The sequence below is a fragment of the Microbacterium sp. STRO-1N genome (assembly GCF_057748015.1).
In genome coordinates this window covers 365,112-379,202 of record NZ_CM173234.1, presented here as the reverse complement: position 1 = coordinate 379,202, position 14,091 = coordinate 365,112, and the positions used below count along the sequence as shown (strand labels likewise).

Below are 14,091 nucleotides of genomic sequence, written 5' to 3'. Positions count from 1 at the left end.
AGCGCCACCGGATGCCGAGGCTCGGCGTCTCAGCGGTTGCGGAGCGTCGGGCGCGCCGACGGACGCGATTGCTCGGGCGACAGCACCGCGAGGATGCGCACGAGCGTCGTCATCCAGAGCAGTCCGAGCCCGACCGCGATCACCTCGAGCACCGTGAGCGAGTAAAGACGGAACGGATCGCACAGAACGAACGCGATGACCAGCGACGCGCCGACCACGACCGTCGTGAACACCAGCGGCTTGGGCGGCCCTGGCATCACGATGGTCGTCACGACGGCGGCCGCGACGAACAGCGCCAGCGTCGCGAACGCCGCGATGTTGTGCGCCACGACGATGCGGTGGATCGGGAAGATCCCGACGCACGCCAGCGCGATACCGGCTCCGGCCCACAGCGCCACGACCCAGAGGATCTGCCGGAACGCGTCGTCGCCGCGGATGCGGTGCAGGTCGCGCCCGATGTACGCGCCGACGGTCGCGACGAGGAGGCCGGCGACGACGAGCGTCCCGTTGAACGCCCAGGATCCGGCGCCGATGCCGAGCTGGGAGAAGTTCAAGGCCCACCAGTCGGGGTCAGCAGCCGTCAGCATCGCGAACAGCGTGCCGATCACGAGATAGCTGAACAGCAAGCCGGCAAGGTCGCCGGTCTCCAGCCCGACCCCGGCGGCGAAGGCGAGCCGCCCGCCGACCGCCGCCGCGACCCCGGAGAGGAGCCCGCCGCCGATGGCCGGGAGCTCGAGCCCCTGTAGCCCCACGCCCAGGATCTCGCCGGCGAGCAGCACGCCCAGCGCGGTCACGCCGGCGAACGCGATCGTCAGCGCGACGGCCGAGACATCGGACACGATCGCCTGCCAGCGCGGCATCGGCTTGGTCTCGCCGCGACGATGCAGGAACGTGCTGAAAACGAAGGCCGCAGCGGCGACCAGGCCGGCGATGATCGCCACAGGGATGCCGACGGAACCGTCCCCCGCGATCGGACGCGGGTTCCCCCACAGCGCGATCGTGCCGACGACGGTTCCGACGAGGAAGCTGATGGCGGTGGCCCAGATCGCGCGGGTCTCCTGCAGCATCCGCTTCCCTTCGTCCATACGTCCATCGAACCACGGTGGGCCGACGTCGCCGGACGCGGCCCCCGTCCCCCGTTCGTCGAGCGCTTCACTCGCTCGTTGAGCGAGGACGGCGGAGCCGACCGAGACGAAACGCGTTCGCGGCTGAGAACCCGTTTCGACTCGCTCCGCTCGCTCAACGAACGGGGGGCGCTCGCTCAGCGAACGCGGGGGCGCTCGCTCAGCGAGCGATTGCCGCCGCCCGGGCAAACCTCGCCGCAAGGCGCTCGAACGCGGTGGCGAGCTCGGCACCCTCGATGATCTCGATGTCGACATCGAGTTGCACGATCCACAGCGCGAGCCGGTCAGGATCGTCCGCGCCCAACTCGGCACGGCACGTGACGTCGTCGACCGCCTCGATCTCGACGGGGATGGGAACGACCTTCGCCGCGAACTCCGCCGCTGACGCGTGCACGAGCAATCGCGCGCGGTACTTCCACGCCGCCCTGCTCACGCGCGCGACGACGAACCGGACGACGTCGTCCTCCGCGATCACGCGCGCTCGGAACGTCACGCCGGTCGGCGCGCGCGGCACCATGCGATCGACCCGGAAGACGCGCCAGTCGTCGCGATCGAGGTCCCACGCGAGCAGGTACCAGAACGGACCCCAGCTCACGAGCCGCTGAGGCTCGGTGTGGCGCCGCTCCTCGATGCCGCCGGGCTTGGTATATCCGAACCGCAGCCGTTCATGACCGCGGATCGCCGTGGCCACCGCGCCGAGCGCAGACAGGTCGAGGGGTGGCTCGATGCCGGGAACGGCACTCGTGGCCTCGCGCACCGCCGCGACCCGAGGACGCAGGCGCGAAGGCAGCACCTGCTCGAGCTTCGCGAGCGCGGTGAGTGCCGTCTCCTCGATGCCGCTGCGTCCGGTGGCGAGCGAACCCAGCCCGACCGCGACGGCGACCGCCTCTTCGTCATCGAGCAGCAGCGGTGGCATGGCAGACCCCGCAGCCAACCGGTATCCGCCCGCGACGCCAGGTCGCGCATCGACCGGATACCCGAGCGACCGCAGCTTTCCGACGTCGGCGCGCACGGTCCTCGTGCTCACCGAGAGCCGCTCGGCGAGCTCGACGCTCGTCCAGTCGCGCCGCACCTGCAGCAGCGACAGCAGCTCCAGCAGCCGTGCCGAGGTCTCCAACATGCATCCGATCATTCCACCGATTGCGGAAGCGAACCTGCCGCAATAGCCGAGAGCGTTGATCCCATGACACAGACCGACACCCTCACCCCCTTCCGCATCGACATCCCGCAGGCCGATCTCGACGATCTGCGCACCCGACTGGCGCACGCGCGCTGGCCGCTCCCTGTACCCGGTCGTGATGATCGAGAGGACTTCCGCCGCGGCATCCCGCTGCCCTATCTGACCGAACTCGCCGAGCACTGGCGCGACGGATTCGACTGGCGCGCGCAGGAGGCGCAACTCAACGCGCACGAGCAGTTCACGACCGTCGTCGACGGGCAGACGTTCCATGTCGTGCACGTGCGTTCCGCGAATCCTGCGGCCACACCGCTGCTCCTGGCCCACGGGTGGCCCGGCTCGTTCGTCGAGTACCAGGGCCTCATCCCGCTGCTGACCGACGACTTCCACCTCGTCATCCCGTCGCCGGCAGGCTTCGGGTTCTCCACTCCGCTGTCGGGGACCGGCTGGGAGCTCGCGCGGACGACGGATGCCTACGCCGAGATCATGACGCGCTTCGGATACGAGCGCTTCGCCGTTCACGGCAGTGACATCGGTTCGGGCATCGCCGGCCGCCTGGCCGGAGTCCACCCCGAGCGCGTGATCGGCACGCACGTCGCCGTCGACCGCGCCGTGCTCGGGCTCGTCGGCACCGTCTTCCCGGCGCCGGACGGGCTCTCCGACGACGAGACCGAGCAGCTCGCCGCCGTGCAGGCCGCGAGCGCGGAAGAGCGCGGATACCTCGAGATGCACAACCACCGACCGGACACGATCGGTCCGGCGCTGACCGATTCACCGGTCGCGCTGCTCGCGTGGATCGCCGAGAAGTTCAAGACCAGGACGGATGCCGGGTACCGGCCGCCCTCCGTCGATCGCGACCAGCTGCTCGCCGGCGTCAGCCTGTACTGGTTCACCCGCAGCGGCGCCTCCAGCGCGCAGTTCTACTACGAGGGCGAGCATGCCGAACTGGACTTCATGATGGCGCAGGTGCCGTCCGCGTGGGCGGCGTTCGACACGCACCCGCTCCTGCGCCGCACGATGGACCCGTGGGGAGCCGTCAACCGGTGGAGCGATTTCGCCGAGGGCGGTCACTTCCCCGCGATGGAGGAGCCGGCACTGCTCGCGGACGACATCCGCGCGTTCTTCCGCTCGCTCGCCTGAACGCATCTGCGGCAGAGAACCCGTTTCAACTCGCTCCGCTCGCTCAACGAACGAGAGGGGCAGCCCGCAGCGGCCCCCGCAGAACCTCAGCCGCGCATCGCGACGCCGCGGCGCCAGTACCCCATGAACGCGACCTGCGATCGATCGATCCCGAGGTCCTTCACGAGGTGGCGCCGCAGCGTCGTGACGACCCCGCTCTCGCCCGCGATCCAGAAGTAGCGGTCGGCGGAAGCGCCGGCGTTCTCGAAGTCCTCCCCGAGCCCCGAGTACACCGGCGTCTCCCACACGAGGTCCTCACCGTCGATGTCGGTGACGGTGATCTCCTCGGTGTCGTCATCCCCGAGGTAGTCCAGCACCGTCGGGATCAACCGCAGGCCGTGCTGAACGTTGCCGCGCGGCAGCCAGTGGATCTCCACCCCTTCCGGTGCGCCGATCTGGAGGATGTCTTCGCCAGCAGGGACCTCGATGAACGCGTGGCCGCGGAGGTCCCGTGGGGCGTCCTCGAGGATGCGGGCGATCGCCGGCGCGGCCGTCTCGTCCCCCGCGAGCAGCACAGAAGACGCGCCCCCCGGTGCGTATTCGATGCCGCCGCGGTCCTCACGGCCGCGCCGCGGTCCGATGAGGAAGAGCTCCTTGCCGACCGCGGCGGAGCTCGCCCACAGGGATGCCGGGCCGGTGAGCCCTGGTGCCAGGTGCAGCACGAAGTCGATGACGACCTCGGTCTCCCCGGCATCCGACACCCGCAGCTCCCTGATCGAGTAGGTGCGCATCGATCCGCGCTCGTCCTCTGGGACGGCCAGATACGACCCCCACCAGTCGTCGGTGTCGCGATCGATCGGAGGCAGGATGCCGGAGGCCGGCGGGAAGATCAGCTTGATGCGCGCGTCGTAGACGTCGCCGGGGGTGCCGAAGTCGGCGATCTCCTCACCGCCGAACGTGATCCGCACGAAGTTCGGCGACACCCGTTCGACCGAGCGCACCTCGGCGCGTCCGAGGACGTACGACGACTTGGCCTTGGTGGTGGTCTCAGCGGACATGGTGCCTCCCGATTGGTGTGACCATCGGCTTGCCTGAAACCGGGTCGGTGGTGATCTGATTGGCCATGCCGAACACGGACTCCACGAGGTCGCTGGTGACGACCTCGGTCGGAGTTCCGATGGCATGCACGCGTCCGCTCTTCATCGCGACGAGTTGGTCGGAGTAGCGGGCGGCGAGATTGAGGTCGTGCAGCACCATGACGATCGTGGTGCCGCGCGAGACGCTGAGGTCGGTGAGCAGGTCGAGCACCTCGACCTGGTGCGCGACGTCGAGGAACGTGGTCGGCTCGTCCAGCAGCAGGATGTCGGTCTCCTGCGCGAGTGCCATCGCGATCCAGACGCGCTGACGCTGACCGCCGGACAGCTCATCGACACTGCGGTCGGCGAGCTCCGCCGTCCCGGTGGCGGCGAGTGCATCGGCGACGGCCTCGTAGTCGCGGACGTTCCAGCGCGACAGCACCTTCTGATGCGGATGCCGTCCGCGGCCGACGAGGTCGGCGACCGCGATGCCCTCCGGAGCGACCGGCGACTGCGGCAGCAGCCCGAGGATGCGGGCGACCTCCTTGGTCGGGCGGGCGTGCACGGAGGTGCCGTCGAGCACCACCTGACCGGCGCTCGGCGCCAGCAGGCGCGCGAGCGAACGCAGCAGCGTCGACTTGCCGCATCCGTTGGCGCCGACGATCGTGGTGATCTTCCCTGGCGCGACGGACAGATCCAGCCCGTCGATGATGGTGCGGTCGCCGTAGCCGAGGGTGACGCCCTCGGCGCTCAGCTGGTGGGTCGCGGTCACAGCGAGGCCCCCTGTCGGTTCGTGCGGATGAGCAGGTAGATGAGGTACGGAGCCCCGAGGATGCCAGTGATCACGCCGACCGGATAGCGACCGGGCAGCAGGAACTGGCCGATCAGGTCGCCGCCCAGCACGAGCAGCGCTCCGATCAGTGCCGAGGGCAGCAGCAGGTTCGCGCCCGGTCCGGTGATGCGGGACGCGATGGGGCCCGCCATGAACGCCACGAACGCGATGGGTCCGGTGGCTGCAGTGGCGAACGCCAGCAGCGCGACGGCGCCGACGATGAAAAGCATCCGCGTGCCGGTCACCCGCACGCCGAGGCCTGCGGCCGAATCGTCGCCGAGCCTCAGCATCCCGAGCGACCGCGCCTGCGAGAACATCAGCGGCAGGATGACGAGGCTCGCGAGCGCGAGCGGCGTCACGCGCTCCCAGGAGGCGTTGTTCAGGCTGCCGGTCATCCACTGCATGGCCGTCTGGATGTCCCACTGCGCGGCACGCGACAGCAGGTACGAGATCACGCTCTGCAGCATGGCGGCGACACCGATGCCGATGAGGATCAGCCGGGTGCCGGCGAATCCGCCCTTGTTCGAGAGCAGATAGATCGCGAGCGCCGTGAGGAGCGCGCCGCCAAGCGCCATGGCCGAGACGACCGGGCCGTCCAGAGACAGCACGATGATGCCGATGACGGCTGCGACGCTCGCGCCTTCGGTGATGCCGATGATGTCCGGCGAGGCGAGCGGGTTGCGCAGCAGCGTCTGGAACGAGACTCCGGCGATGCCGAACGCGACTCCGGCGAGGATCGCCAGCGCCGTGCGGGGCAGCCGCAGCTCGCCGACCGTGAACGAGGCACCGGGGACGGTCTCGCCGAGCATGACGCGGATGATTTCGCTCGGGGTGTAGAACGTGTCGCCGAACATGAGGGCGACGGCGGTCAGGACGAAGACCGCGACGGCGAGCACGATCGACGCGGCCGCGTGGCGGCGTCGACGCGCACGGCGACCGGCGATGACCGCGGCGACGTCCGCCCGCGCGGAGGCGGGGGCGGGGGCCGGACGCTGAGCTGCGGTGTCCATGATGCTCACAGCTCGCGCACCTTCTGACGGCGGACGATCCAGATGAAGAACGGGGCGCCGACGAGCGCGGTGATGATCCCGACCTGGATCTCCTCGCCCGATGGGGCGATCACACGGCCGATGATGTCGCTGGCCAGCAGCAGCACTGCTCCGGCGATGGCCGAGAAGGGCAGCAGCCAGCGGTGGTCGGTGCCCAGCAGCATCCGGCAGAAGTGCGGGACGACGAGCCCGACGAAGCCGATGGGACCCGCGATGGCGGTCGCGGCTCCCGCGAGGATGACGGCCCCGAGCGCCGAGAGGAGCCGGGTGCGGAACACGTGCTCGCCGAGACCTGCGGCCATGTCGTCGCCGAGCGCGAGCGAATTCATGCCCCGGGCTGCCGCGAAGCAGATGAGCGCACCGACGGCGAGCACGGGTGCCGTGATCGCGATGCGCGGCCATTCGGCTCCGCCGACGCCGCCGATCTGCCAGGACTGGAACGACTGCAGCAGATCGACTCGGGGCAGCATGATGGCGCTGATCAGCGAGGCGAACGCCGCCGATGTGGCCGCCCCGGCGAGCGCGAGCTTGAGAGGGCTGGCACCTCCGCGGCCGAGCGAGCCGACCGTGTACACGAAGGTGGCGGCGACGGCCGCGCCGAAGATCGCGACGAACAGCGTGCCCGTCGCATCGGAGAGGCCGAGGAAGGCGATGCCGATCACGACCGCGAGCGAGGCGCCGGTGGTGACCCCGAGGATGCCGGGGTCGGCGATGGGATTGCGGGTGACCGCCTGCATGGTCGCGCCCGAGAGCGCGAGGGCCGCACCGACAAGGATCGCCAGCACCGTGCGCGGCATCCGCTTGATGACCGCCGCCTGGGCGATCGTGTCGTCCTGTCCGGCGAAGGCTGCCAGGACGTCGTCGATCGTCACGGCTTTGATGCCGAACGAGAGCGACAGGATGCTGAGCACGACGATGACGCCGAGCCCGGCCAGCAGCCAGAGCACGCCCACGACCACCGGACGCCGCAGATCGACGGCGCCCGGTGGTGAGGTGATGACTGCTGAGCTCACTCGGAGAGACTCACTCGGAAACGAGCGGTGCCTCGAGGATCGCGAAGTACTCTTCGATCCCCCACGGGATGGACAGCGGCGACGGGTTGGCGGATGCCGCGAGCGGCGTCGCGTCGCCGAGCACGGCGATGCGGCCTGCGGCGATGGCCGGGATCTTCGACAGCAGCGGGTCGGCCTGCAGCACCGGGATGATCGACTCGTCACCATACGAGACGAAGACGTCGACGTCGGCGAGCGCCTGGGCGTTCTCCGCGCTCGTCGTCAGGTAGAACTCGGTGCTGTCGGCGGTCTCCTCGACGATGGCCGGCAGCGGCAGCCCGTTCTCACGCAGGAAACCGGGGCGCGTGTCGGCCGCGGTGTAGTAGCCGATCTGACTGAAGTCGCTCGGGTCGATGTACGCGAACAGCAGCTTCGCGTCCTTGAGCGCGGGATGCGCCTCGAGCGCGGCATCCGTCTGCGCCTGCAGATCGGCGTTGAGCGTCTCGCCCTCTTCCGCCAGACCGAGCGCGGTCGAGTTCATCGTGACCATGTCCTCGACCGAGGTGCTCCAGGGGATGCCCGGCGGCGCCACGACGGGCGCGATCTTGGAGAGCGTGTCGTACTCCTCCTGCGTGAGGCCGGAGTACGAGGCGAGGATGACGTCCGGCTTCGTGTCGGCGACGGCCTCGTAGTCGATGCCATCCGTCTCGTCGAAGAGCACCGGCGTCTCGGCATCCAGCTCTTCGAGCTTGTCCTCGACCCAGGGCAGGATGCCGTCGCCGTCGTCGTCGCCCCAGGTGGCCTTGCTCATGCCGACCGGGACGATGCCGAGGGCGAGCGGCACCTCGTGGTTGGCCCACGCGACGGTGGCGACGCGCTCCGGCTTCTCCGCGATCGTGGTCTCGCCGTAGACGTGCTCGACGGTGACGGGGAAGGTGCCGTCGGATGCCGCGGCGGAGTCGGATCCGGCGTCGGTGCTGGTGGGGGCGGACGACGAGCAGGCGGCGAGGCCGACGGCCAGCACTGCCGCGGCGCCGAGGCCGAGAAGTCGGGAGGTGCGCACAGGAATCCCTTTCGGGTCGGGGTTCGGGGTCGGGCTTCACACGGGCGGATGCTTTGGTAAGCCTGCCCTAATCTAACAGAGAGTTAGGGTCGCCTCAGTTCGGGACGTCACAGAGCGCGCGGACTACCGTGGAACCATGCGGATGACGGCGGCGGTACGCAGCGCGAAGCGCGGTCCGCTGCTGCAGGTCGTGAAGTCCGCAGTCGCCACCATCTCCGCCTGGCTCATCGCCGGATGGCTGATCCCCGGGCCGTTGCCCGTCTTCGCCGCCATCGCGGCCCTGCTCGTCGTGCAGCCGAGCGTCAACCAGTCTCTGGCCAAGGCGCTCGAGCGGAGCATCGGCGTCATCGCCGGCGTGCTGATCGCGGTCGGGCTCAGCCTGCTGCTCGGGCCGCAGAGCTGGGTGGTACTGCTCGCGATCGTCGTCGCCATGCTCGTGGCGTGGTCGTTCCGCGCGACCCCGGGGACGGGCAACCAGGTCGCCATCTCGGCGATGCTCGTGCTCGCACTGGGGTCCGACAGCCCCGAATATGCGGTGGACCGGATCGTCGAGACGCTGATCGGCGTCGCGATCGGCATCGTCGTGAACGTGCTCATCGTCCCGCCGGTGCTGGTCGCGCCTGCGAGGCGCGATCTCGGCCTGCTCGGCGCGGAGCTCGCCGCGAGCCTTGACCGATTGGCCGAGAGCCTGCCGGTCGCTCGCACGCCGGCGCAGCTGCAGGAGCTCATGCTCCAGGCGCGCCTGCTGCGCCCCATGCAGGTGTCGGCCGAGGCATCCATCGCGGCCGGCGAGGAGTCGCTCACGCTCAACCCGCGGCGCTCGTCGCACCGCGATGAGCTGCGCGAGATGCGCGATCTGCTGACGCGGCTGTCGCCGATCGTGACGCAGGCGATCGGGATGACGAGAGCGTACTTCGATCACTACGACGACACACTGGGCGACGAGCCGACCGTTCACGCGATCGCCGAGCAGCTCCGACGCGCTGGGCACGACGTCCGACTCGCGGTGCAGATCGCGGACGTGGCTCCGGAGCCGGAGGCGCTGACCTCGGCCATCCCCGCGCTCACCGCGCCACTGGAAGTGGCGCCTCCGGCGTCGGCGCACTGGATCCTGATCGGATCGCTGCTGGAGGACCTCCGCCGCATCCGCGGGGAACTCGTCGGCGACGGCTAGTCAGTGCGATGACCGCTGCGGTCAACGCCGCTTGTCGTCGTACATGGCCTCGTCGGCGCGCTGGATCGCCCCTTCGACGGATTCGCCCTCCTCGACGAGCACGGCGCCCCACGACCACGGATGCGTGGCATACGAGCGCAGGCGACGCAGAACGGCCGAAGCCTGCTCGGCGTCCGTCTCGGGGAGCACCATGGCGAACTCGTCCCCGCCCAGTCGGCCGACGATGTCAGTCGTGCGCGACAGCGACATCCACTGCGCCGTCAGCATCCTGAGCACGTCATCGCCCGCCGCATGGCCGGCTTCGTCGTTCACCTCTTTGAACTTGTCGAGATCGAGCACCGCGATCGCGACGGGTCGCGAATGCCGGGCGGCGCGACGGAGCTCCATCTGCGCCTTCGCCAGGAAACCGCGCCGATTGAGCACACCGGTCAGCTCGTCGGTGTTCGATTCGAGACGAATTCGGTGGCGGACGTAGAGTCCGGCTTCCAGGCACAGCCACGTGAAGCACGCCGCCCCGATGAGGTTCGCCGGCCCGATCGGCCCCGGAGCGCCGCCGACCTCGCCGGTGAAGGGCCCGGACACGGCCGCGGTTCCGACGACGAGGAGGATCGCGAGCTCGCCGATCCGAGCGATGCGGGCTCCGTAGAACCAGGAGAAGTACATCGCCATGATCGGGAGCTCCTGCAGCGCCGCGATCGCGTTCTGACGTTCGTCTGAGAAACCGAGATAATAGACCGACACGACCGCATGCGCACCGACGAGTCCCAATCCCAGCCAGGTCGGCAGTTCGACCCCACCGAAGACGACGGCTCCGGTGACGGCGAGTCCGGCGACGAGGATGCCGATCGACAGCCCTACCTCGAACACCGTGAGATCCGTCTCGAAGAGCTCGAGGGCGCCGAGCAACGAGAAGAGCAACGTCAAACCGGCAGTGACCACCGAGTAGATCGACGTGCGTTCACGGGCGTGCCTCAGCCAGCCCGTCCGCAGCCAGCGCAGCTCCTCGGCATCCGAGGCTTTGATCCCCTGTACGACCATGATGGCGTCCTTTCACAGGACCCTCCCCAGAGCCCTCCCCGCCTCTAGAATACGGCTTTTCCGGGGGGCTACACTGAACCGTGACCAGACCGCTGTCCCTCCAGGATGATCCGAGCGCGCAGATCGTCTTCCAGCCCATCGTCGACCTCGAGGCCTGGTCGGTCGTCGGGTTCGAGGCACTGGCCCGATTCAACGATGGCACGGCGCCCCTGGTGCGGCTGGCGGATGCCGAGGCCGCCGGGCGCCGCGAGTGGCTGGAACTGCATCTCATCGAACTCGCGGTCGCCGAGGCCGCACCGTTGCCGACCGGCCTTTTCATCACGATGAACGCCTCGGGGACGACGATGCTGCATGAACAGCTGCCGTCCCTGCTCGCCGCTGCTGACCGTCCGTGGGGCATGGAGCTGTTCGAGGGCGAGACGCCGGCCGATCTCCGGGTGATCCGCGCGCTCATGACGCGTCTCGGCGGGCAGCTGCTCGTCGATGACGCAGGCGCGGCCCAGGCGGACGAGGCCCGGATCGCCACGCTGCGACCCGACGTCGTGAAGATCGATCGTGCCCTGTTCTGGGAGCTGCGCTCGGATCAGGGTGCCCGCGAACGGCTGCGCCCTCTCGTCGCCGCGGCGAGGGATGCGCAGGCCAGTCTGCTCGTGGAGGGCGTATCGGAGCCTGATCACGTCGATCTCGCCCGTGAGATCGGGGCGGATCTCGCCCAGGGCTTCCACCTCGGCATGCCCGTGCCGGCGGTCGAGATGGCTGATGCGCTGAGCGCGCTACGCCGGAGCGTCGGGGTGGATGCTGCGGGTCTCTGACCTCCGGCTCGCACCACCACGGCTGCGGCGTCGCACCTTCGGCAGCACCTTGATGATTCCGAGCACGACGTAGATCACGGTGTTGATCGCGACGAACGTCGCGAAGACGCTGAACCAGTCGGTGTAAAGGACGGACTCTGGAAGCAGGAATCCGGTGCGCACGGCGTCCATCGCCGAAGTGATCATGCCGTCGCTCCCCTCGCCGAACTGTGGTCCACGTGCTTCCACGTCGCCCTGCGCCCGAACGCGATCTCGAACACGCCCTTCAGGAAGGCGAGGTTGAGGAAGCAGTCGTAGACCAGCTCGGGGAACACCAGAGCCGCGATGATGCGGGCGCGCCATCCGCCCCGCCACACCGTGATGACCCGCTCGATCGCGAACAGCACGCCGACCCCGAGCCAGAACGGGAACCACACCCAGGTATCCATCGCCACGATCATGAGCAGAAGGAGAGCGAAGTAGGAGAACAGTGCGAGCACGCCGTATCCGATGCCGATCTGCTGAGCCCAGTAGCGCAGAGTCTGCGGCGTGACGCCGTACGCTCCGAGGTTCTCGAGCGCTCCGCGCTGCCACCGCAGACGCTGAGCCCAGAGCATCCGCCAGGTCGGCATCAGCTCGGTGACGACGCTGCACTCGCGCGGCGATATCGTCAGCCCGCCCAGCGACTTGATCGCGATCGTGAGCTCGTTGTCCTCCGTGAGTGCGAAGGTGTCGTAGACGTCGCCTTCTCTCCCGGGCAGCTGCGTGCCGCGCGCCTGAGCCACAGCGCGCAGTGCCGCAGCGCGGAAGACCGAAGCGGTGCCGGTGAGCACGAAGACGCGCCCTTCACGACGCTGGATCTCCCGCTGGTATCGGAAGTACTCGTTGCGCTGGAACTGTCCGAGCAGGCCGTGTCCCTGCTCGCCCGCGAAGAGCCCGCCGACCGCCATCAGGGCGCGGTCATCCGTGAATCGTCGGATCGCCTCGGAGAGGTATCCGGCGCCGATCTGACTGTCGGCATCCATGACCATGACCGTGTCGTTGTCCCCGAGGACAGGAAGCAGATCGGCGAGCGCCTGGTTCAGCGCACCGCCCTTCTTATGCGTGTTGCCGACGGTCTCGAAGACGTCGGCGCCGTGCTCGCGCGCGACCAGGACCGTCCCGTCGGTGCAGTTGTCGGCGACCACGATCACCCGCGTGGGCGGCGTGGTCTGCTGCTGCAGGGAGCGCAGCGTCTCGGGAAGAGACGCCTCCTCGTTATGCGCAGGGATGAGGACTGTCACCGTCACGTCCCCCGCGAACACGCCGCGGGTCCGGTCCATCACCGTTCGCGGAGCGAGTGTCAGCCTGGTCACCTCGACGCCCGCGCGGCGGTACCGGCTCGCCACGACCCGTTCGCTCACCACGACGAACAGGACGAGCAGCAGCGCGATGCCGAGCGCCGTCGCGAGCACTGCGAGGTTCGGCAGTTCGGTGCTGTACATCACCTGCCACACCCCCGCGAGCGTGACATGCGCCGGATCCCACAGCGTAGGCGGATCGGTCACCGCGATCCCCCACCACAGCAATCCGGCGGCGAGCAGCACGATGACGATCACGGCGAGCCCGACGGTTCGCTGGAAGATCCTGTTCACAAGCGCCCCCTCCGACGTCTGTTCCCTGCTCACACCCTGCCATACTCAGCGCGGTGGTTCGGATCGTGCGCCCCCGCGTGCTCGGCCGTACGCTGGACGCATGACCACGCTGGACCAGGCGCTGGCGGATCTCGCCGCCCTCGACGACCCGAAGATGCGCGCAGCGAACGAGAAGCGCGGCGACGACCACGGGATCAATCTGTCGCAGATGCGTGCGCTTGCGAAGAAGATCAAGACCGACCACGGCCTCGCCCGTGAGCTCTGGGCTACGGGTGAGACGGCGCCGCGGCTGCTGTCGATGCTTATCTGCAAAGTGAAGGACTTCTCGGCCGACGAACTCGACACGATGGTCCGCGAGACCGAGGTTCCGAAGGTCAACGACTGGTTCGTGAACTACCTCGCGAAGAAGTCGCCGCACGCCGAGGAGCTGCGGCTGCGCTGGTTCGAGGATGCCGATCCGACCGTCTCGGCGGCCGCCTGGTCGCTGACGAGCGTACGCGTCGCGAAGAACCCGGACGGGCTGAATCTCGAGTATCTGCTCGATGTCATCGAGCGCGACATGAGGGACGCCCCGACCCGCCTGCAGTGGGCGATGAACGAGACGCTCGCGCAGATCGGGATCTTCCACCCAGACCTGCGGGACCGCGCCCTGGCCATCGGCGAACGACTGCAGGTGCTGGCGGATTATCCGACCGCACCGGGGTGCACATCGCCGTTCGCACCGATCTGGATCACCGAGATCGTGCGTCGTCGCGAGGGCTGAGCGCCCCGGTCACACCGGCGTGCCACCCGGGCGTCGCTCGGGATCCGTGGTCGTCTGAGCGCCGTCCCATCCGAGGCCCTGAGTGCCCTGCTGTCCGATCAGGGTCTGCAGGTCTGCGTGGATGGCGTCCAGGCGGTCGCAGATCGCCTGTCCGTCGGTCGTTGCGGCTGGGGTGAAGGTGTCGTTGGTGGTCATGAGGCGACTCTCCGCCGGGCGCGACGCGAGGCACAGACCGTTGAACTGCGCGCGGGACCGTGAT

15 protein-coding genes are annotated in these 14,091 nt (G+C 69.0%); 4 read left to right on the top strand and 11 right to left on the bottom strand.

Going from position 1 to position 14,091, the window contains the following annotated elements; genetic code table 11:
* Positions 1-29 precede the first annotated feature (29 nt).
* Positions 30-1,085: a DUF998 domain-containing protein gene (locus AC3ANJ_RS01935; RefSeq protein ID WP_488317987.1), complete on the bottom strand. Its 1,056-nt coding sequence runs from the start codon at positions 1,083-1,085 to the stop codon at positions 30-32.
* 199 nt (positions 1,086-1,284) lie between these two features.
* Positions 1,285-2,244, bottom strand: a complete 960-nt coding sequence (locus AC3ANJ_RS01930; RefSeq protein ID WP_488317986.1) for a helix-turn-helix transcriptional regulator — start codon at positions 2,242-2,244, stop codon at positions 1,285-1,287.
* A gap of 63 nt (positions 2,245-2,307) precedes the next feature.
* Between AC3ANJ_RS01930 and AC3ANJ_RS01925 the strand changes: the two genes are divergently transcribed.
* Entirely contained in the window at positions 2,308-3,441 is a 1,134-nt protein-coding gene (locus AC3ANJ_RS01925; RefSeq protein ID WP_488317985.1) for an epoxide hydrolase family protein, read from the top strand.
* Positions 3,442-3,527: 86 nt separating this feature from the next.
* Here the strand turns inward: AC3ANJ_RS01925 and AC3ANJ_RS01920 are convergent, their stop codons facing one another.
* The 5 genes from AC3ANJ_RS01920 to AC3ANJ_RS01900 are packed head-to-tail and all read right to left on the bottom strand — an operon-like array spanning position 3,528 to position 8,432.
* Positions 3,528-4,478, bottom strand: coding sequence for a siderophore-interacting protein (locus tag AC3ANJ_RS01920; RefSeq protein WP_488317984.1), 951 nt, complete (start codon positions 4,476-4,478; stop codon positions 3,528-3,530).
* Positions 4,468-5,268 carry an ABC transporter ATP-binding protein gene (locus AC3ANJ_RS01915; RefSeq protein ID WP_488317983.1) on the bottom strand — a complete coding sequence of 267 codons (801 nt, stop codon included), beginning with the start codon at positions 5,266-5,268 and terminating at the stop codon, positions 4,468-4,470. The genes AC3ANJ_RS01920 and AC3ANJ_RS01915 overlap by 11 nt, the downstream gene beginning before the upstream one ends.
* Positions 5,265-6,338, bottom strand: a complete 1,074-nt coding sequence (locus AC3ANJ_RS01910) for a FecCD family ABC transporter permease (RefSeq protein ID WP_488319208.1) — start codon at positions 6,336-6,338, stop codon at positions 5,265-5,267. The genes AC3ANJ_RS01915 and AC3ANJ_RS01910 overlap by 4 nt, the downstream gene beginning before the upstream one ends.
* 5 nt (positions 6,339-6,343) lie before the next feature.
* Complete coding sequence (locus tag AC3ANJ_RS01905) at positions 6,344-7,390, bottom strand: FecCD family ABC transporter permease (RefSeq protein WP_488317982.1); 1,047 nt, start codon at positions 7,388-7,390, stop codon at positions 6,344-6,346.
* 10 nt (positions 7,391-7,400) lie between these two features.
* Complete coding sequence (locus AC3ANJ_RS01900; protein ID WP_488317981.1) at positions 7,401-8,432, bottom strand: iron-siderophore ABC transporter substrate-binding protein; 1,032 nt, start codon at positions 8,430-8,432, stop codon at positions 7,401-7,403.
* A gap of 136 nt (positions 8,433-8,568) precedes the next feature.
* On the opposite strand from AC3ANJ_RS01900, the gene AC3ANJ_RS01895 reads away from it, so the two are divergent.
* A complete protein-coding gene (locus AC3ANJ_RS01895; protein ID WP_488317980.1) occupies positions 8,569-9,606 on the top strand; it encodes an FUSC family protein in 1,038 nt (345 codons plus the stop codon).
* Between the two features lie 21 nt (positions 9,607-9,627).
* Here AC3ANJ_RS01895 and AC3ANJ_RS01890 read toward each other — a convergent pair whose 3' ends face one another.
* Positions 9,628-10,644, bottom strand: a complete 1,017-nt coding sequence (locus tag AC3ANJ_RS01890; protein WP_488317979.1) for a GGDEF domain-containing protein — start codon at positions 10,642-10,644, stop codon at positions 9,628-9,630.
* 80 nt (positions 10,645-10,724) lie between these two features.
* Here AC3ANJ_RS01890 and AC3ANJ_RS01885 point away from each other — a divergent pair, with 80 nt between their 5' ends.
* Entirely contained in the window at positions 10,725-11,456 is a 732-nt protein-coding gene (locus tag AC3ANJ_RS01885) for an EAL domain-containing protein (protein WP_488317978.1), read from the top strand.
* Here the strand turns inward: AC3ANJ_RS01885 and AC3ANJ_RS01880 are convergent.
* Together AC3ANJ_RS01880 and AC3ANJ_RS01875 are read right to left on the bottom strand one after the other, a co-directional pair.
* The gene (locus AC3ANJ_RS01880) at positions 11,418-11,642 is read right to left on the bottom strand and encodes a hypothetical protein (protein WP_488317977.1); all 225 of its coding nucleotides are present in this window, start codon (positions 11,640-11,642) and stop codon (positions 11,418-11,420) included. The genes AC3ANJ_RS01885 and AC3ANJ_RS01880 overlap by 39 nt on opposite strands.
* Positions 11,639-13,069 (bottom strand): glycosyltransferase family 2 protein, encoded by a 1,431-nt coding sequence (locus AC3ANJ_RS01875; protein WP_488317976.1) that lies wholly within the window; start codon positions 13,067-13,069, stop codon positions 11,639-11,641. The genes AC3ANJ_RS01880 and AC3ANJ_RS01875 overlap by 4 nt, the downstream gene beginning before the upstream one ends.
* Before the next feature lie 100 nt (positions 13,070-13,169).
* On the opposite strand from AC3ANJ_RS01875, the gene AC3ANJ_RS01870 reads away from it, so the two are divergent.
* Complete coding sequence (locus AC3ANJ_RS01870; RefSeq protein WP_488317975.1) at positions 13,170-13,832, top strand: DNA alkylation repair protein; 663 nt, start codon at positions 13,170-13,172, stop codon at positions 13,830-13,832.
* Positions 13,833-13,841: 9 nt separating this feature from the next.
* Here the strand turns inward: AC3ANJ_RS01870 and AC3ANJ_RS01865 are convergent, their stop codons facing one another.
* Complete coding sequence (locus AC3ANJ_RS01865; RefSeq protein ID WP_488317974.1) at positions 13,842-14,027, bottom strand: hypothetical protein; 186 nt, start codon at positions 14,025-14,027, stop codon at positions 13,842-13,844.
* Positions 14,028-14,091 lie beyond the last annotated feature (64 nt).

Bases quoted from the DNA above. Each gene is read 5' to 3' on its own strand.
- AC3ANJ_RS01870 (WP_488317975.1), top strand. From the start codon at position 13,170: ATGACCACGCTGGACCAGGCGCTGGCGGATCTCGCCGCCCTCGACGAC.
- AC3ANJ_RS01925 (WP_488317985.1), top strand. From the start codon at position 2,308: ATGACACAGACCGACACCCTCACCCCCTTCCGCATCGACATCCCGCAG.
- AC3ANJ_RS01930 (WP_488317986.1), bottom strand. From the start codon at position 2,244: ATGTTGGAGACCTCGGCACGGCTGCTGGAGCTGCTGTCGCTGCTGCAG.
- AC3ANJ_RS01920 (WP_488317984.1), bottom strand. From the start codon at position 4,478: ATGTCCGCTGAGACCACCACCAAGGCCAAGTCGTCGTACGTCCTCGGA.
- AC3ANJ_RS01880 (WP_488317977.1), bottom strand. From the start codon at position 11,642: ATGATCACTTCGGCGATGGACGCCGTGCGCACCGGATTCCTGCTTCCA.
- AC3ANJ_RS01865 (WP_488317974.1), bottom strand. From the start codon at position 14,027: ATGACCACCAACGACACCTTCACCCCAGCCGCAACGACCGACGGACAG.
- AC3ANJ_RS01895 (WP_488317980.1), top strand. From the start codon at position 8,569: ATGCGGATGACGGCGGCGGTACGCAGCGCGAAGCGCGGTCCGCTGCTG.
- AC3ANJ_RS01935 (WP_488317987.1), bottom strand. From the start codon at position 1,085: ATGGACGAAGGGAAGCGGATGCTGCAGGAGACCCGCGCGATCTGGGCC.
- AC3ANJ_RS01890 (WP_488317979.1), bottom strand. From the start codon at position 10,644: ATGGTCGTACAGGGGATCAAAGCCTCGGATGCCGAGGAGCTGCGCTGG.
- AC3ANJ_RS01910 (WP_488319208.1), bottom strand. From the start codon at position 6,338: ATGGACACCGCAGCTCAGCGTCCGGCCCCCGCCCCCGCCTCCGCGCGG.